Consider the following 17,897-nt stretch of genomic DNA (forward strand, 5'->3'; position numbering starts at 1 on the left):
CAAGTCTAGTGTGGCCCGATGAGCAGCCTGCACCTGCGTGGCACCGTGCTGCCCGACGGTGACGTCCGCGACATCTGGGTGCTCGGTGACCGGCTCACGTTCACCCGCCCGAGCCAGTTTTCCACCACGGTGCACGACGGCGGGTTCATCCTGCCGGGCCTCGTCGACGCGCACGCCCACCTGGGGCACGACCCGGCGACGATGACGTTCGACCCGGCCCTGTTCACCGCCGCCGGTCTGGGGTACGCCGGCGACGGCACCACCCTGCTGCGCGTCCCGGGTCACCGGGTGCCGATCCCGCCGGACCTGCGCGACCGCCCGGACCTGCCGCGCCTGGTCACGGCCGGCCCGTGGCTGGCGTGGGACGGCCTGCAGGAGCTCGACGACCTGCAGACGGTGCCCGCGGACCTGCCCGCCGCCGGCGTCGCGGAGGCCCTCGCCAACGACGGCTGGTGCAAGACCTACGGCGACTGGGAGTTCGACCGCCCGAAGACGCCGGAGCCTGTGCTGCGGGCGCTCTGCGACGCGGTGCACGCCGTCGGCGGGCGGGTGGCCGCGCACTGCCAGACGGCCGAGGGCACCCGCAACGCCGTCCTCGCCGGCGTCGACTCGATCGAGCACGCCTGGTTCCTCACCCCGGATCTCCTGACGGTGCTCGCCGCGCGGGGCGGCGCGGTCACCCCGACGTGGACGGGGTTCGTGCCGCACGTCGACGTGGTGCGCACGAAGCCGGAGGGGCCGCGCAAGGACTGGTTCCTCGACGGTGTCGCGAGCCTGCGCGCCGCGACCGTCGACGCGTGGGAGGCCGGGGTGACCGTCCTCGCGGGCACCGACTCCCTCGGCCACGGCGACGTCGCCGGCGAGGTCGGGCACCTGGTCGCCGCGGGGCTCCCACCGGCCGCCGCGGTCGGCGCCGCCTGCTGGGACGCCCGCCGCTACCTGGGGTTCGCCGGCATCGAGGAGGGTGCCCCGGCGGACCTGGTCGCGGTCGCCGCCGACCCGAGGGTGACGCCCGAGGTACTGCGACACCCGTCACTGATCCTTCTCAGGGGACGCTCAGTGAAACAGGGCTAGCCTCGACGGGGTGGCCACCAAGAAGGACACCGTCTCGCTGCGCTCGCTGCTGCCCTATCTGCGTGACCACCGCCCGACGCTCGCCGTCGTGGCCGTGCTGTCGCTGCTCGGGTCCGTCACGACCCTCGCCCAGCCGCTGCTGACCCGCGAGGTCCTCGACGGGCTCCAGGCGTCGCGGGCAATCGGGTGGACCGTCGCGCTGCTGGTCGCGGTCCTCGCCGCGGTGGCGCTGCTCAACGCGCTGCGCGACTACCTGCTGCAGCGCACCGCCGAGGGTCTGGTCCTGACCGCCCGGCGGCGGCTGACCCGGCACCTGCTGCGGCTGCCGATCGCCGAGTACGACCAGCGCCGCACCGGCGACCTGCTGTCCCGCGTCGGCGCGGACACGACGCTGCTGCGGGCCGTCGTCACGTCCGGGTTGTTCGAGACCGTCACCGGCGCCGTCATGGTGGTCGGCGCCGCGACCGCGATGCTGCTGCTCGACCCGATCCTGTTCCTCACCGCGGGCGGTGGCCTGGCGCTCGGCCTGTCGATCGCGGTGATCTTCTCCCGCCGGGTCCGGCCGGCGTCGCAGGAGGCGCAGGCCCGCATCGGGGACATGACCAGCGCCGTGGAGCGGGCCCTCACCGCGGCCCGCACGATCCGGGCGAGCAACGCCGAGCAGCGCGAGGCCGGCACCGTCGAGTCCGGCGCCGAGGAGGCGTACCGCGCGGGCGTGCGGATCGCGAAGCTGCAGGCGCTCGTCGGCCCGGCCAGTGTCGCCGCGATCCAGGGCGCGTTCCTGCTGCTGCTCGGCGTCGGTGGCGCCCGCGTGGCCGACGGCAGCATCTCCGTCGGTGATCTCGTCGCGTTCGTGCTGTACCTGTTCTTCCTGGTCATGCCGCTCGGTCAGGCGCTGCACGCGTACACCCAGCTGCAGACGGGGCTCGGCGCGCTGCAACGCATGCACGACATCCTCGTGGTGCCGCTCGAGGTGGACGCAGGCACGGCGGCGGTTGCCGACACCCCGGTCGCGGTCGCGTTCGACGGGGTGACGTTCGGCTACGCGGGCGCCCTGGAGCCGGTTGTCCGTGACGTGTCGTTCTCCGTCGCGTACGGCACCCGCACCGCCCTCGTCGGCCCCTCCGGCGCGGGCAAGTCGACGCTGCTGCAGCTCGTCGAACGGTTCTACGACACGACCGCCGGCGCCGTGCGGGTCGCCGGGGTCGACGTGCGGGACCTGCCGCGGCGGGTGCTGCGCGCCCAGCTCGGCTACGTCGAGCAGGAGGCCCCGGTCCTGGCCGGCACGCTGCGGGAGAACCTGCGCCTGGCCGCGCCGGAGGCGTCGGACGCGCAGATGTTCGAGGTGCTCGACGCCGTCAACCTCGCCGACATCGTGGCGCGGACCCCGCTCGGGCTCGACGCGCAGGTCGGTGAGGGCGGCGTGCTGCTGTCCGGCGGGGAGCGGCAGCGTCTCGCGATCGCCCGGACGCTCCTGGCCGCGCCGCCGATCCTGCTGCTGGACGAGCCGACGTCCAACCTCGACGCGCGCAACGAGGTGGCATTGCGCCAGGCGATCGACACCGTGGCGCACAATCGGACGATGATCGTCGTCGCGCACCGCCTGTCGACCGTCGTCGACGCGGACCAGATCGTGGTCATGGAGGGCGGCCGCATCGCCGCCGTCGGCCGGCACGCCGACCTCCTGGAGACCAGCGACCTGTACCGGGAACTCGCCACCAACCAGTTGCTGGTCACGTGAGGGGCCGGAGCGCAGCGGAGGCCGCTCACGTGACGAACGTGTCTGAGGTTGCTGCGTGAGGGGCCGGAGCGCAGCGGAGGCCGCCGCGTGAGAGAACCGGGCACGGTCTGGGTGGTGGCGGGTCCACCGGGGGCGGGCAAGTCCACCGTTGCGGACCTGTTGATCGGGCTGCTCGACCCTCCCCCGGCGCTGCTGGACAAGGACACCCTCTACGGCGGGTTCGTCGCCGCCACTCTTGCCGCCGCCGGCCGGCCGCCGGGTGAGCGTGAGGGTGTCTGGTACGACGCCAACATCAAGCTGCACGAGTACGCCGGGCTGGCCGCGACGGCCCGGGAGATCCGCGCCCGTGGCTGCCCGGTCGTGCTGTCCGCGCCGTTCACGGGCCAGATCTCGGACCCCGGCCGGTGGGCGGGGTTCGTGTCCGCGCTCGGCGGCGACCCGGTCCGCCTGGTGTGGGTGCGGTCCGACCCGGCGACGCTGCGGGCCCGGCTGCTCGCCCGCGGCTCGCACCGCGACGGGCAGAAACTCGACCGCTGGGACGACTTCCTCGCCGCGATCCCGCCGGACCGCCCGCCGGCCGTCGCGCACCTCGAGGTCGACAACCGCGACGGCGCCCCGCCGCTCCCGGCGACCCTGCAAGCGCTGATCGGCGCGGCCTGACCACACGGACCAGCCCGACCAAGTCCGCACGGACCAGCCCGCACGGACCGGCCCGGCAGGGCCGCACGGACCGGCCCGGCAGGGCCGCACGGACCGGCCCGGCAGGGCCGCACGGACCGGCCCGGCAGGGCCGCACGGACCAGCCCGACCAGGTCCACACGGACCAGCCCGCACGGACCGGCAGGGCAGGGCCGCACGGACCGGCCCGGCAGCGCCGCACGGACCAGCCCGACCAGGACCGCACGGACCAGCCCGCACGGACCGGCAGGGCAGGGCCGCACGGACCGGCCCGGCCAGGGCGCCGCGCCGCAGCGGCACGGGCTAGCCGGCGCGCTGGGCGGCCAGGAGTTCCTCCCGGACGGTGGCGACGAACGCCCTGGCGTCGCGGACCACGCCGACCAGGCCGGTGCGGGTGAACGGCGCGTGCCTGCCGTGTCGTTGGGCGGTCAGCGCCGCGCCGACGACCGGGTTCGGCCCGTGCCGGCGCAGGAACCACTCGCCGCCCTCGAGCTTCGAACCCAGCCGGCCTTCCGCCGCGAAGCGGGTGGCCCGGCAGGCGTTCAGCACGGCGTACACCGCGGCCTGCTGCAACGACGGCGACGCCAGTTCGTCGATCATCGCCGTGAGGATCCGGCCGCGGTCGACGGCGCCGAACACCTCCGCGGGCGGCGGGCCGGTGACCGCGACGCCGTGTTCCCGGCAGACCGCGCTGTGCAGGATCAGGTCGGGGTCGCCGGCGTGCCCGGCGCCGGGCACGACGGTGGGGGTGCCGGCGGTGGTGTTGACGTGCACCTCGAACGGGCAGTCGCCGAGGTCGGCGGCGGTCGCGGCGGTGACGGCGCTGAGTTCGATCCCGCTGCCGGGGCAGCCGGGGACCGCGGCGAGCCGTTCGCCGAGCGCCCGCTGGGCGGCTTCGGGGCGGGTCGCGCGGACGACGACGAGGACGTCGACGTCGCTGGTCGGCGCCCGGAACCCGCCGAGGACCGCGGACCCGTGCAGGTACACCCCGACGACGTCGTCGCGCTCCCCCACCAGAGCCCCCGCCAGGGCCGTGGCGTGGGCGAGGACGTCCGGTGGGGGTGTCACAGCAGGTCCAGGGGGTCGACCTGGACGCGGACGGGGTCGCCGGTCTTGCGGGCGGAGCGGAGCCCGGCGGCGGTGCGCAGCGCGAGGGCCAGGGCCCGGCCGCCGGCCCGGCCGGTGCGCACCAGCATCCGTTCCTGCCCTTCGTCGGCGGGGACGGGGCCGAGGACCTCGGCGCCGGGTGGGAGTTTCGCCAGGGCGAGGAGGTCGGCGACGGCGGTCGGGGTACCGGTGAGCGACGCCATCCGCACCACCGGCGGGAAGCCGAGCTCGCGCCGGTCGGCGAGTTCGCGGGCGGCGAGCCAGCCCGGGTCGAACCGGACGAGCGCCTGCACGACGGCGAGGGACGCGTCGGCGACGACGACGACCTGGCCGGTGCGGCGGGCCAGGGACGCGGCGGTCAGCCACCGGCGCAGCGCCTCCTCGGTGCCGCGCAGGTCGGCCCGGGTCAGCAGGGCCCAGCTGTCGAGGAGGAGCACGGCGCCGTACCCGCCGGCGGCGACGGGTTCCGCGCCCGGGGTCGACACGACGATCGACGCGTCGCCGGGGACGGTGGCGAGGACGCCGTCGCGGCCGGACGTGCGCACCGGGGTGTCCGGGAACGCCCGGGCGAGTTCCTCCGCGGTGCGTCGCGCGCCGACGACGGACGCGCGCAGGCGCCTGCTGCCGCATTCGGGGCACGAGTACGCCGCGGCGACCCGGCCGCACCACCGGCACGACGGCGGCGCGGTCGCCGACGGCAGCGCGAGGGGTCCGGAGCAGTTGGGGCAGCGCGACGCGGTGTAGCACTCGGCGCAGGCGACCGACGGGATGTACCCGCGCCGCGGCACCTGGATGAGCACCGGGGTGTCCCGCAGCAGGGCGTCGCGGGCGGCCCGCCAGGCGGCGCTGGGCAGCCGCGCCGACACCGCGCCCGGGTCGCGGGCCATCTGGTCGTCCTCGCCGACGGTCACCACCTGTGGCATGTGCCGCCGCACGACGGTCCGGTCGGCGGTGACGTCGATCGCCCAGCCGGCCTCGACGAGTTGCTGGGCCTCGGCGGTGCGCGCGAACCCGCCGACGATGATCCCGCAGCCGGCCTGTTCGGCGCGGGAGAGGAGGACCTGCCGGGCGTGTGGGTACGGCGCCCTGGGTTCGGCGTGCAGGTCGTCGCCGTCGTCCCAGATGGCGACGAGGCCGAGGCCGGCGACGGGGGCGAAGCAGGCGGCGCGGGTGCCGATGACGACGCGGGCTGCGCCCCGGGCGGCGGCGAGGAAGCGTCGGTACCGTTCCGCGGGGCCGAGCGCGGCGGACAGCGCGACGTGCGACCCGGCGCCGCCGAGGGCGGTGGTCATCGCGGTGTCGAGGCGGTCCAGGTCGCGGGCGTCGGCGACGACGATCAGCGCGCCCCGCCCGCCGGTGAGCGCGGTCGCGGCGGCCTCGGCGAGCCGGGCGGGCCAGTCCTCGCCGGGCAGCGCGGTCCATACGGCGTGCGGGTTGCGCCCGTCGCCGAGGGCCCGTAGCAGCGCGGCCCCGGCGGTGTACCGTCCCCAGCCGGCGCCCGGGACGGCCGGCACGACCGGCGCCTGGGCGCGGTCCGGGATCGGCGTCTGGACCGGTGCCTGGGCGCGGTCCTGGCCGCGGTCCGGGGCCGGCGTCTGGACCGGTGCGTGGGCCGGCGCATGGGCCGATGTTTGGGCCTGGCGGGCGGGTTCCGGGGTTGACGCCGGGTCAGCCGGTTCCTGGCCGGCGGGTTCCGGGGCTGCTGCCGGGTCGACCGGCTCCTGGCCGGTGGGTTCCGGGACTGCTGGATCGGCGGGTTCCCGGGCCGCTGCCGGATCGGCGGGTTCCGTGGGTGGGGCGGACTGCTCGGCGCGGGCGTGGCGGGGCGGGATCGCCAGGCGCAGGACGTCGGACATGGTGCCCGCGTAGCGGTCGGCGATCTCCCTGGCGAGGGCCGCGATCTCCGGGCGCAGCACCGGCTCCGGCGAGACGACCTTGTCCAGGAACGCGAGCCGCCCCTCGTGCCCGGACTCGGCGACCCGCTCGAGGAGGTACCCGTCGACGAGTTGGCCGGCGAAGCGCACCTTCACCCGTACCCCGGGCCGGGCGGTGGCGTCGGCGGCGGCCGGGACGAGGTAGTCGAACGGCCGGTCGAGGTGCGGCAGGGGCACGTCGACGCAGATCCGCGCGACCGGCAGGTCCGCGGCGGCCTCGCGGGGTGGGGCCGACTTCGCGGTGCGGGCCTTCCCGGTGGCCTTCGCGCGTCCCGCGACGCGTTCCGCGGCGGCCTTTCCCGCGGGCTTTGCGGCATCGTGCCCGGCGGCTTTCTTCCCGATCGGATCCAGCGATGGGAAGAGACCGTCCTGTGATACGCCGGAGGCGTCGTCACCGACCGGCCCAGAAATAGACGTTGGCCGATCACCCTGAGGATCAGACTGATCGGCCAACGTCGAAGTGTTGATCAGGCGCCGGCAGCGGACTTCAGCTCGGCGGTGCGGCTCGTCTGCTCCCACGTGAAGCCGGGCAGCTCGCGGCCGAAGTGACCGTAGGCCGCGGTCTGCTGGTAGACCGGCTTGAGCAGGTCGAGGTCGCGGATGATCGCGGCCGGGCGCAGGTCGAAGACCTCGTTGATGGCCTTCTCGATCCGGTCGACCGGCACGACCTCGGTGCCGAAGGTCTCCACGAACAGCGAGACCGGGTGCGCCTTGCCGATCGCGTAGGCGACCTGGACCTCGCAGCGCTCGGCCAGGCCGGCCGCGACGACGTTCTTGGCGACCCAGCGGGTGGCGTACGCAGCGGACCGGTCGACCTTCGACGGGTCCTTGCCGGAGAACGCGCCGCCGCCGTGGCGGGCGTAGCCGCCGTAGGTGTCGACGATGATCTTGCGACCGGTGAGGCCGGCGTCGCCCATCGGGCCGCCGATCTCGAAGCGGCCGGTCGGGTTGACCAGCAGCCGGTAGCCGTCAGTCTCCAGCCCCAGGCCCTCGAGCTCGGGGGCGATGACGTGCTCGCGCACGTCGGGGGTCAGCAGCGACTCGAGCGAGATGTCGGGCGCGTGCTGGCTGGACACGACGACCGTGTGCAGCCGGACCGGGCGCAGCCCGTCGTATTCGATGGTGACCTGGGTCTTGCCGTCGGGCCGCAGGTAGGGGATCGTGCCGTCCTTGCGGACCGCGGACAGGCGGCGGGCGAGCCGGTGCGCGAGCGCGATCGGCAGCGGCATCAGCTCCGGCGTCTCGCTGCACGCGAAGCCGAACATCATGCCCTGGTCGCCGGCGCCCTGCAGGTCGAGGTTGTCGCTGCCGGAACCCTCGCGGACCTCGATGGCCGAGTCGACGCCCTGGGCGATGTCCGGCGACTGCGCGCCGATCGACACGCTCACGCCGCACGAGGCGCCGTCGAAGCCCTTCTTGGACGAGTCGTATCCGATGCCGAGGATCGTCTCGCGGACGATCTTGGCGATGTCGGCGTAGGCCGTCGTGGTCACCTCGCCGGCGACGTGGACCTGGCCGGTGGTGATCAGCGTCTCAACGGCGACCCGACTGCGGGCGTCCTGCGTGAGGAGCGCGTCGAGAATGCCGTCGCTGATCTGATCGGCGATCTTGTCGGGGTGACCTTCGGTGACCGACTCTGACGTGAACAGGCGGCGGGCCAATGGTGCTCCTCAGGGGTACGGCGTCGGTTACTTGGTTTCGCAGCAGTGTACGACCTGGCGCTCGCCAACCGGCAAAGGCATGGTGGCCTCCCAACCATCTCACCCTCGCAGAACCGGCACGATCAGGGCAAACGGGCGAGCACAGTGTCCAAAATCCTATCGGCTAAGTCGTCTTTGGACAGTTCGGGCAGGGCGTCGCGGGTGCCGTCGGCGCCGAGGATGACCGCCTGGTTGTGCTCGGCGCCGAAGGTCTTGTCGATGCCGACCTCGTTCACCACGATGAGGTCGGCCCGCTTGCGGAGCAGCTTTTCGTGACCGTTGGCGACGGCCTGCTCGATCGCGGCGGTCTCCGCGGCGAACGCCACGAGCACCTGCCCCTCGCGCTTCGCGGCGCCGAGCTCGGCGGCGATGTCGGGGTTGGTCACGAGCTCGAGGGTCGGCGCCGAGCCGTCCACCTTCTTGATCTTGCCGGTGGCGAACACCGCGGGCCGGAAGTCGGCGGGAGCGGCCGCCATGATGACGACGTCCGCGCCGGCCGCGGCGGCGAGGGTCGCGACCCGCAGCTGCTCGGTGGTCTCGACCCTGACCAGGTCGGCGCCGGCGGGGTCGCCCAGCGCGACGTTGGCCGCGATGAGCGTGACCTTGGCGCCCCGGGCGACGGCGGCCCGGGCGATCGCGTAGCCCTGCTTGCCCGACGAGCGGTTGCCGATGAACCGGACCGGGTCGATCGGCTCCCGGGTGCCGCCGGCGGTGACGACCACGTGCCGCCCGACCAGGTCGGGCGTCAGGTCACCGCGGCGCAGCAGCCGCTGCGCGACGGCGAAGATCGCGGCCGGCGCGGGCAGCCGCCCCTTGCCGGTGTCGGCGCCGGTGAGCCGCCCGACGTCGGGCTCCAGGACCACGACCCCGCGGGCCCGCAGCAGGGCGACGTTGGCCCTGGTGGCCGGGTGCTCCCACATCTCGGTGTGCATGGCGGGCGCGAAGAGCACCGGGCACCGGGCGGTGAGCAGCGTGTTGGTGAGCAGGTCGTCGGCGAGCCCGTGGGCGGCCTTCGCGAGGAGGTCCGCGGTGGCGGGCGCGACCACGACGAGGTCGGCCTGACGCCCGAGCCGCACGTGCGGCACCTCGTGCGCGCCGGTCCACACGTCGGTGCTGACCGGCTGGCCGGACAGGGCGGCCCAGGTGGCCTCGCCGACGAACGTGAGCGCCGCCGCGGTCGGCACGACCCGCACCCGGTGACCCGACTCGGTCAGCAGCCGCAGCAGCTCACAGGCCTTGTAGGCGGCGATGCCGCCGGCGACGCCGAGAACGACCCGCGGCCGGTCGCCGGCGCCGTCGTCCTCGGCGTGCATGTCGGACTAGACCTCTTCGATGCGCTCGGCGGTCAGCAGGCCGCTGTTGATCTCGCGGAGCGCGATGGACAGCGGCTTCTCCTGCGGCGTGGTCTCCACCAAGGGGCCCACGTATTCGAGAAGACCCTCACCCAGCTGGCTGTAGTAGGCGTTGACCTGACGGGCCCGCTTCGCCGCGAAGATCACCAGCGCGTACTTCGAGGTGGTCTTCTCCAGCAGCTCGTCGATCGGCGGGTTGGTGATGCCCTGGGGGTCTGCCACGGTTCCGGCCACGAAACAACCTCACGACTTTCCAATTGACAGCGCGCGAACTGGTAAACCCTACCAGGTTGCCCCAGCCGGTTGTGCTGACTGCCGGGCTGTGCTAGCTGCGCTCGGGGGTTTCGGTCTCGACGGCAACGCGCCCGGGCCCCTGTGCGGGGTCCGGGCGCGTCGAGGTCTTCACACTGGTCCGGGGGGACCTACCTGGCGGCAGTCACTTGCCGCCGGCGAACTCCCCGAGCAGTGCCTTGCGCTGCTGGTCGCCGAGGCCGCGGAGGCGGCGGCTGTCAGCGATCTTCAGCTTCTCCATGATCTGCGTTGCGCGGATCTTGCCGATGCCGGGCATTGCCTGCAGCACGGCCGAAACCCGAAGCTTGCCGACGACGTCGTCGGACTCCGCACGATCGAGCACGGCAGCGAGGGTGGTCTTCCCCTGCTTCAGTTGCTCCTTCAGCTCAGCGCGAGCCTTACGAATCTCAGCCGCTTTTTCCAAAGCGGCCGCGCGCTGTTCCGGGCTCAGTGACGGGAGCGGCACCAGGTCTCCTCAGGTCCCTTGAAAAGAATGTTGATGGTCTAGCGCCGGGAAAACTAGCGGTCACGAGCCATTTCGGCAACGTGGGAATCCCATGATCGACGGCCGGTGGCGGCCCGATGATCAGGCGGTGACCGCCAGAGCGGCGGCGCATTCGTCACGCGCCCGCTCCGCGGCGGCACGCAGCGTGGCGATGTCGGGGCCCGCGCCGAGGACCTCCCGGGAGTACGACGGCAGCACGTCAGGGGCTTGATCACCGAACGCGGCGCGCAGCCCGTCGGCCCTTCCGCCCTGCGCGCCGAGGCCCGGCGCCAGGATCGGGCCATTGAGGTTCGTCAGGTCGTGTCCGTGCTGCCCGAGCGTGGCGCCAATCACCACGCCGACGTCGCCGAGCGGCGTCACACCCGCGTTGACCTGCGAAATCTCGTCGATGACGGTCTGCGCGACGGTCCGGCCGGAGGCGCCGACGGCCCGCTGGACCGCGGCGCCCTCGGGATTGGACGTGAGCGCGAGGACGAACGCGCCGAGCCCGTTGGCGGTCGCCTTGTCGATGATCGGGCGCAGCGACCCGACGCCGAGATAGGGGCTGACGGTGATCGCGTCGGCGCACAGCGGCGACGCCGGATCGAGGTACGCATCGGCGTACGCCGCGGCCGTGGAGCCGATGTCACCCCGCTTGACGTCGAGAACTACAAGAGTTCGGGTCCCGCTGAACTGTCGGATAGTTGACTCCAGGACCGCTATGCCCCTGGAGCCGAAACGCTCAAAAAAGGCGGACTGCGGCTTGATCACTGCGACCCGGTCGGCCAGTGCCTCCCCCACCGTCCGGCTGAACGCTTCCAGGCCCTTGACATCGTCGGAGAGCCCCCAGGCGGCCAGGAGGGAGGGGTGAGGGTCGATCCCGACGCACAACGGCCCCAGCGTGTCCATGGCGGCCCTCAGCCGGGCCCCGAAGTGCTCCTGTGCAGTCACGTCCGCTCCCTCGTCGCTTGCACGGCCCGCTTCACGAGGCGGGGACCGTGGTAGATCAGTCCGGTGTAGAGCTGCACCAGCGACGCCCCGGCGTCCAGCATCCGGGTCACGTCGTCGGGCGTGGTGATCCCGCCGACGCCGATCACCGGCAGCCCGCTCTCCTTGGCCACGAACCGCACGACCTCCAGGGCGCGCGGCGCCAGGGGCCGGCCGCTGAGCCCGCCCGCCTCGGCCGTGTCGACGCCGGGGCGGCCGATCGTGGTGTTGGTGGCGATCAGCCCGGCGACGCCGTGGCTGAGGCACACGTCGAGCAGCTCACCGAGCGCGGTGTCGGTCAGGTCGGGGGCGACCTTCACCAGCACCGGCCGGCCCGCCGGGTTCTCCGCGCGCAGCGCCCCGAGCAGCGCCGACAGGTGCGCCTTGTCCTGCAGGTCGCGCAGGCCCGGCGTGTTCGGCGAGCTGACGTTCACGGCGAAGTACGCGCCCTGGTCGTACAGCTGCCGGAAGCTGCTGACGTAGTCCTCGACGGCGCCGGTCAGCGGCGTCACCTTGGACTTGCCGAGGCTGATCCCCAGGGGCACCGGCAGCGGCCCCAGTGCCGCCAGGCGCGCCGAAAGGGCCCGGGCGCCGGCGTTGTTGAAGCCCATCCGGTTGACGATCGCCTCGTCGGCGGGGAAACGGAACAGGCGGGGCCGGTCGTTGCCGGGCTGCGGGTGCCACGTGACGGTGCCGACCTCGACGAAGCCGAACCCGAGCCGCGGCCAGGCCCGCAGCGCCCGGCCGTCCTTGTCCATGCCGGCGGCGAGCCCGACCGCGTTCGGGAAGTCGATCCCGAACACGGTCCGGCGGGCGCCGGGCGGACTCGGCGCCCGGCCCGCGGGAACCCGCGACAGCCAGCGCAGGGTCCGCTCGTGCACCGCCTCGGCGTCGCCGCCGCCGAGGCGGAACAGCACCGGACGGACCAGCTTCTCGTAGGTCATCGTTCCCCGCGCAGGGCGGCGTGCAGCTCCTGCAGCGGCCGGACCGTCATCTCGCCGCGCAGCAGCGCCTCGATGCCCATGACGGCGGCCGCCGCGCCGGGCAGCGTGGTGATGCACGGGATGTCGGCGACGACCGCGGCGCTGCGGATCTCGTAGCCGTCCTGCCGGCCGCTGGAGCCCTGCGGCGTGTTCATGATCAACGAGACCTCTCCCCCGGCGATCATCGACACCGCGTTGCGGCCGTTGCCCTCCTCGAAGTGCTTCGGCACGATCTCGCAGGCGACCCCGTACCGGCGCAGCACCTGACCGGTGCCGGCGGTGGCCACGATCGAGAAGCCGAGGTCGGCGAGGCGCTTCACCGGGAACACGATGCCGCGCTTGTCCCGGTTGGCGACGGTGACCAGGACGGTGCCGGTGGTCGGCAGCGAGCCGTACGCGGCGGCCTGGGACTTCGCGAACGCGTGGCCGAAGGACGTGTCGATGCCCATGACCTCACCCGTCGACTTCATCTCCGGGCCGAGCAGGTTGTCCACGCCCTTGCCCTCGACGGTGCGGAACCGCTTGAACGGCAGCACCGCCTCCTTGACCGCGATCGGTGCGTGATCGGGCGGCGTACCGCCGTCGCCGGTGTCGGGCAGCAGCCCTTCGGCGCGCAGCTCGGCGATCGTGGCGCCGAGCGCGATGCGGGCCGCGGCCTTCGCCAGGGGCACCGCGGTCGCCTTCGACACGAACGGCACGGTGCGCGACGCGCGCGGGTTGGCCTCCAGGACGTACAGGACGTCGTCCTTCAGCGCGTACTGGACGTTGAGCAGCCCCTGCACGCCGATGCCGCGGGCGAGGGCGACCGTGTAGCGGCGGACCTCGTCCAGGTGCATCCCGGCGAGGGTGATCGGCGGCAGGACGCAGGACGAGTCGCCGGAGTGGATGCCGGCCTCCTCGATGTGCTCCATGATCCCGCCGACGTAGACCTCGCCGTCCTTGTCGCACAGCGCGTCGACGTCGATCTCGATCGCGTCGTCGAGGAACCGGTCGACCAGCACCGGGTGCGCCGGGGAGATCTCCGTCGCGCGGCCGATGTAGCCGCGCAGGGTCTCCTCGTCGTAGACGATCTCCATGCCGCGGCCGCCCAGCACGTACGACGGCCGCACCAGCACCGGGTAGCCGATCTCGTCGGCGATGAGCTTCGCCTCGGCGAAGCTGGTCGCGGTGCCGTGCGCCGGGGTGGTCAGGCCGGCCTCGGCGAGCAGCTTGCCGAACGCGCCGCGGTGCTCGGCCAGGTCGATCGCCTCGGGTGACGTGCCGACGATCGGCACGCCCGCGTCGGCGAGCTGCTGGGCGAGGCCGAGCGGGGTCTGCCCGCCGAGCTGCACGACGACGCCGATGACGCCGGGGCCGCCGGCGGCGCGGCCGGACTCGTCCTCGGCGTGCACGACCTCCAGGACGTCCTCGAACGTGAGCGGCTCGAAGTACAGCCGGTCGGCGGTGTCGTAGTCGGTGGAGACCGTCTCCGGGTTGCAGTTGACCATGACGGTCTCGTAGCCCTTGGCCCGCAGTGCCATGACGGCGTGCACGCACGAGTAGTCGAACTCGATGCCCTGGCCGATGCGGTTCGGGCCGGAGCCGAGGATCAGCACCTTCGGCCGGTCCGACGGGGCGACCTCGGTCTCCTCCTCGTAGGTGCTGTAGTGGTACGGCGTCGTCGCACCGAACTCCGCGGCGCACGTGTCCACGGTCTTGTACACGGGCCGCAGGCCGAGGCGCTGGCGCAGGCTGCGCACCCCGTCCTCGCCGGCGAACTCGGGGCGCAGTGCGGCGATCTGCCGGTCGGACAGGCCGGCCCGCTTGGCGGTGCGCAGCAGCGGCTCGTCCAGCACCGCGGCGCTGAGGATCTCGGCGCGCAGGTCGACGAGCGCCGCGATCTGGTCGACGAACCACGGGTCGAAGCCACTCGCTTCGGAGACCGCCTGCACGCTGTGTCCTTCGCGGATGGCGCGTTCGGCGGTGTACAGGCGGCCGTCGTGCGGCGTGCGCAGCGCTTCGAGCGCGTCGACCCCGGACTTGTCCGGAGACGTCCAGAAACCGGCGGCCTTGGTCTCCATCGACCGCATCGCCTTGCCGAGGGCCTCCTGGAACGTGCGCCCCATCGACATGGCCTCGCCGACCGACTTCATCGTGGTCGTCAGCTCCGCGTCGGCCCCGGGGAACTTCTCGAACGCGAACCGCGGGATCTTCACCACGACGTAGTCGAGGGACGGCTCGAACGCCGCCGGGGTCTTCAGGGTGATGTCGTTGGGGATCTCGTCCAGGGTGTACCCGATGGCGAGCTTCGCGGCGATCTTCGCGATCGGGAAGCCGGTCGCCTTGCTCGCCAGGGCGCTGGAGCGCGACACCCGCGGGTTCATCTCGATGACGACGAGCCGGCCGGTCTGCGGGTGCACCGCGAACTGGATGTTGCAGCCGCCGGTGTCGACGCCGACCTCGCGCAGCACGGCGATGCCGAGGTCGCGCAGCCGCTGGTACTCCACGTCGGTGAGCGTCATCGCCGGGGCGACCGTCACCGAGTCGCCGGTGTGCACGCCCATCGCGTCGACGTTCTCGATCGAGCAGACGACGACGACGTTGTCGTGCTTGTCGCGCATCAGCTCCAGCTCGAACTCCTTCCAGCCGAGCACGCTCTCCTCGATGAGGACCTCGTGCACCGGGGAGGCGACGAGCCCGCCGCCGGCGAGCCGCTCCAGGTCGGCGTCGTTGTGCGCCATGCCGGAGCCGAGCCCGCCCATGGTGAACGACGGCCGGATGACGACCGGCAGGCCGAGGTCGGCGACGGTCTCCCGGACCTCGTCCATGGAGTGGCAGACCCGGCTGCGCGGGGTCTCCCCGCCGGCCTTGGCCACGATGTCCTTGAACAGCTGCCGGTCCTCGCCGCGGCGGATCGCGTCGATGTTGGCGCCGATCAGCTCGACGCCGTACTTGTCCAGGACGCCGGCCTCGTGCAGGGCGACGGCGGTGTTCAGCGCGGTCTGCCCGCCGAGGGTCGCCAGGAGCGCGTCGGGGCGCTCCTTGGCGATCACCTGCTCGACGAACTCGGGGGTGATCGGCTCGACGTAGGTGGCGTCGGCGAACTCGGGGTCGGTCATGATGGTCGCCGGGTTGGAGTTGACGAGGCTGACCCGCAACCCCTCCGCGCGCAGCACCCGGCACGCCTGGGTGCCGGAGTAGTCGAACTCGCACGCCTGGCCGATGACGATCGGGCCGGAGCCGATGACGAGGACGTGCCGGAGATCGGTCCGCTTAGGCATTGGTGTTCATCAACTCCGCGAATCTGTCGAACAGGTAGTCCGCGTCGTGCGGCCCCGCTGCCGCCTCCGGGTGGTACTGGACGGTGAAGGCCGGCGTGTCCAGGCAGCGCAGGCCCTCCACGACGTTGTCGTTGAGGCAGACGTGGCTGACCTCGACCTCGCCGAACTCGGTGCTGGTGCGCCCGTCGAGCGGCGCGTCGACGGCGAAGCCGTGGTTGTGGCTGGTCACCTCGACCTTGCCGGTGGTCCGGTCGAGGACGGGCTGGTTGATGCCGCGGTGCCCGTACCCGAGCTTGTAGGTGCCGAACCCGAGCGCGCGGCCCAGGATCTGGCTGCCGAAGCAGATCCCGAAGAGGGGGATTTTCGCGGCCATGACGGCTTTCGCCAGCTCGACCGGTCCGTCCGCGGTGGCCGGGTCACCCGGGCCGGGCGAGAAGAACACCGCGTCGGCGCCGAGCTCCCTGATCTCCGCGAGGGTGGTGCCGGCGGGCAGCACGTGCGTGGTCACCCCGCGGGCGGCGAGGCGGCGCGGCACGTTGCGCTTGATGCCCAGGTCGATCGCGGCGACCGTGAACCGGTGCTCGCCCTCGGCCGGCACCGTGTAGCGCTGCGGCGTGCTCACCTCCGCGGACAGGTCGGCGCCGAGCATCTGCGGCTGCTGCCGGACCCGCTGCAGCAGGCCGTCGCGGTCGTCGTCGACGCTGGACACGCCGACCCGCATCGCGCCGCGCTCCCGCAGATGCCGGGTGAGCGCCCGGGTGTCGACGCCGCTGATGCCGACGATCCCCTCGACCGCGAGACGGTCCTGGAGGCTGCCGGTGGCGCGCCAGTTCGAGTACGTCCGCGACGGGTCCCGGACCACGTAGCCGGCGACCCAGACCCGGTCGGACTCGTCGTCCTCGCCGTTGATCCCGGTGTTGCCGATCTGCGGCGCGGTCTGCACGACGACCTGCCGGTGATACGACGGGTCGGTCAGCGTCTCCTGGTAGCCGGTCATGCCGGTGTTGAACACCGCCTCGCCGAAGGTCTCCCCGATGCTGCCGAAGGCCTCGCCGTGGAAGGTGCGGCCGTCCTCCAGTACCAACAATGCTGCTCTGCGCTTCACCGAGTCGCCTTTCCGTTCAACACCGTCGGCTCGCCGCGCAGGTAGGTCGCCTCGACGCGACCACGCAGCTCCATTCCGGCGTAAGGGGTGTTGCGCGACCTGCTGGCCAGGGCGGTCGGGTCGACCGTCCACCTGACGTCCGGGTCGAAGATTGCGATGTTCGCGACCTGTCCGACTTCCAGGGCGTGGCCGTGACCGGCCAGACCGGCGATCTTCGCGGGCGCGACGGACATCCAGTCCGCGATCCTGTCCCACTGCGGCCCCATCGTCTGTACGACGATCGCGAGAGCGGTCTCCAGGCCGAGCATCCCCGGTCTGGCGTACGCCCACTCGCACTCCTTGTCCTCGACGCTGTGCGGGGCGTGGTCGGTCGCGACACAGTCGATCGTGCCGTCCTGCAGCCCCTTGCGCAGCGCGAGGACGTCGGTCTCGGTGCGCAGCGGCGGGTTCACCTTGTACACCGGGTCGTAGTCGACGGCGAGGTCCTCAGTGAGCAGCAGGTGGTGCGGCGTCACCTCGGCGGTCACCCGCCAGCCCTTCGACTTCGCCCAGCGGATCAGCTCGACGCTGCCGGCGGTCGACACGTGGCAGATGTGCAGGCGGGCGCCGACGTGCCCGGCGAGCAGCACGTCCCGGGCGATGATCGCCTCCTCGGCGACCGCGGGCCAGCCGACCAGGCCGAGCCGGGCGGCGACCTCGCCCTCGTTCATCTGCGCGCCGGTGGTCAGCCGCGGCTCCTCGGCGTGCTGGGCGATGACGCCGTCGAACGCCTTCACGTACTCCAGGGCGCGGCGCATCAGGCGCGGGTCGCTGACGCAGTGCCCGTCGTCGGAGAAGACCCGGACCCGGGCGGCGGAGTCGGCCATCGCGCCCAGCTCGGCGAGCTGCTCGCCGCCGAGGCCGACGGTGACCGCCCCGATCGGCTGCACGTCGACCAGGCCCGCCTCGCGGCCGAGCCGCCACACCTGCTCCACGACCCCGGCGGTGTCGGCGACGGGGGAGGTGTTGGCCATCGCGCAGACCGCGGTGTACCCGCCGAGCGCCGCCGCCCGTGAGCCGGACTCGACCGTCTCGGCGTCCTCGCGGCCGGGCTCGCGCAGGTGGGTGTGCAGGTCGACGAGCCCGGGAAGCGCGATCTTGGGACCTTTTTTGTCCGGATTTATGCTGACAATGATCCCGTCCTCGACGGTGATCTCTCCCA

The 17,897-nt window shown here is 73.0% G+C and carries 14 protein-coding genes; 3 read left to right on the top strand and 11 right to left on the bottom strand.

Annotated elements, in window-relative coordinates:
• Positions 1–18 precede the first annotated feature (18 nt).
• The 3 genes from ACFPIJ_RS17835 to ACFPIJ_RS17845 all read left to right on the top strand — a co-directional run bounded on the left by ACFPIJ_RS17835 (position 19) and on the right by ACFPIJ_RS17845 (position 3,475).
• Positions 19–1,074 (top strand): amidohydrolase family protein, encoded by a 1,056-nt coding sequence (locus ACFPIJ_RS17835; RefSeq protein ID WP_380116233.1) that lies wholly within the window; start codon positions 19–21, stop codon positions 1,072–1,074.
• Positions 1,075–1,084: 10 nt separating this feature from the next.
• On the top strand, positions 1,085–2,815 hold the full coding sequence (locus tag ACFPIJ_RS17840; protein ID WP_380116234.1) for an ABC transporter ATP-binding protein: 1,731 nt from the start codon (positions 1,085–1,087) through the stop codon (positions 2,813–2,815).
• A 114-nt stretch (positions 2,816–2,929) separates the two neighbouring features.
• Positions 2,930–3,475, top strand: coding sequence for a P-loop nucleotide/nucleoside kinase family protein (locus tag ACFPIJ_RS17845; protein WP_380116236.1), 546 nt, complete (start codon positions 2,930–2,932; stop codon positions 3,473–3,475).
• A gap of 321 nt (positions 3,476–3,796) precedes the next feature.
• Here the strand turns inward: ACFPIJ_RS17845 and ACFPIJ_RS17850 are convergent, their stop codons facing one another.
• The 11 genes from ACFPIJ_RS17850 to ACFPIJ_RS17900 all read right to left on the bottom strand — a co-directional run bounded on the left by ACFPIJ_RS17850 (position 3,797) and on the right by ACFPIJ_RS17900 (position 17,889).
• Positions 3,797–4,561, bottom strand: coding sequence for an aminoglycoside adenylyltransferase domain-containing protein (locus ACFPIJ_RS17850; RefSeq protein WP_380116237.1), 765 nt, complete (start codon positions 4,559–4,561; stop codon positions 3,797–3,799).
• Positions 4,558–6,711 (bottom strand): primosomal protein N' family DNA-binding protein, encoded by a 2,154-nt coding sequence (locus tag ACFPIJ_RS17855; protein WP_417323602.1) that lies wholly within the window; start codon positions 6,709–6,711, stop codon positions 4,558–4,560. Before ACFPIJ_RS17855 ends, ACFPIJ_RS17850 begins: the two co-directional genes overlap by 4 nt.
• A 290-nt stretch (positions 6,712–7,001) precedes the next feature.
• On the bottom strand, positions 7,002–8,195 hold the full coding sequence (gene metK, locus ACFPIJ_RS17860; protein WP_380116238.1) for a methionine adenosyltransferase: 1,194 nt from the start codon (positions 8,193–8,195) through the stop codon (positions 7,002–7,004).
• 122 nt (positions 8,196–8,317) lie between these two features.
• Complete coding sequence (coaBC, locus tag ACFPIJ_RS17865; RefSeq protein ID WP_380116239.1) at positions 8,318–9,547, bottom strand: bifunctional phosphopantothenoylcysteine decarboxylase/phosphopantothenate--cysteine ligase CoaBC; 1,230 nt, start codon at positions 9,545–9,547, stop codon at positions 8,318–8,320.
• 6 nt (positions 9,548–9,553) lie between these two features.
• Positions 9,554–9,820, bottom strand: a complete 267-nt coding sequence (gene rpoZ / locus ACFPIJ_RS17870) for a DNA-directed RNA polymerase subunit omega (protein WP_033356843.1) — start codon at positions 9,818–9,820, stop codon at positions 9,554–9,556.
• A 202-nt stretch (positions 9,821–10,022) separates the two neighbouring features.
• Complete coding sequence (gene mihF, locus ACFPIJ_RS17875) at positions 10,023–10,343, bottom strand: integration host factor, actinobacterial type (protein ID WP_033356842.1); 321 nt, start codon at positions 10,341–10,343, stop codon at positions 10,023–10,025.
• A 120-nt stretch (positions 10,344–10,463) separates the two neighbouring features.
• Positions 10,464–11,312: an orotidine-5'-phosphate decarboxylase gene (pyrF, locus tag ACFPIJ_RS17880; protein WP_380116240.1), complete on the bottom strand. Its 849-nt coding sequence runs from the start codon at positions 11,310–11,312 to the stop codon at positions 10,464–10,466.
• On the bottom strand, positions 11,309–12,292 hold the full coding sequence (locus ACFPIJ_RS17885) for a quinone-dependent dihydroorotate dehydrogenase (RefSeq protein WP_380116241.1): 984 nt from the start codon (positions 12,290–12,292) through the stop codon (positions 11,309–11,311). Before ACFPIJ_RS17885 ends, pyrF begins: the two co-directional genes overlap by 4 nt.
• Positions 12,289–15,591, bottom strand: coding sequence for a carbamoyl-phosphate synthase large subunit (carB, locus tag ACFPIJ_RS17890; protein ID WP_380116242.1), 3,303 nt, complete (start codon positions 15,589–15,591; stop codon positions 12,289–12,291). Before carB ends, ACFPIJ_RS17885 begins: the two co-directional genes overlap by 4 nt.
• A complete protein-coding gene (gene carA / locus ACFPIJ_RS17895; RefSeq protein ID WP_380116243.1) occupies positions 15,584–16,696 on the bottom strand; it encodes a glutamine-hydrolyzing carbamoyl-phosphate synthase small subunit in 1,113 nt (370 codons plus the stop codon). Before carA ends, carB begins: the two co-directional genes overlap by 8 nt.
• Complete coding sequence (locus ACFPIJ_RS17900) at positions 16,693–17,889, bottom strand: dihydroorotase (protein WP_380116813.1); 1,197 nt, start codon at positions 17,887–17,889, stop codon at positions 16,693–16,695. Before ACFPIJ_RS17900 ends, carA begins: the two co-directional genes overlap by 4 nt.
• Positions 17,890–17,897 lie beyond the last annotated feature (8 nt).

Source organism: Dactylosporangium cerinum, from assembly GCF_042653625.1.
GTDB lineage: Bacteria > Actinomycetota > Actinomycetes > Mycobacteriales > Micromonosporaceae > Dactylosporangium > Dactylosporangium cerinum.

Bases quoted from the DNA above. Each gene is read 5' to 3' on its own strand.
- coaBC (WP_380116239.1), bottom strand. From the start codon at position 9,547: ATGCACGCCGAGGACGACGGCGCCGGCGACCGGCCGCGGGTCGTTCTC.
- ACFPIJ_RS17885 (WP_380116241.1), bottom strand. From the start codon at position 12,292: ATGACCTACGAGAAGCTGGTCCGTCCGGTGCTGTTCCGCCTCGGCGGC.
- carB (WP_380116242.1), bottom strand. From the start codon at position 15,591: ATGCCTAAGCGGACCGATCTCCGGCACGTCCTCGTCATCGGCTCCGGC.
- ACFPIJ_RS17835 (WP_380116233.1), top strand. From the start codon at position 19: ATGAGCAGCCTGCACCTGCGTGGCACCGTGCTGCCCGACGGTGACGTC.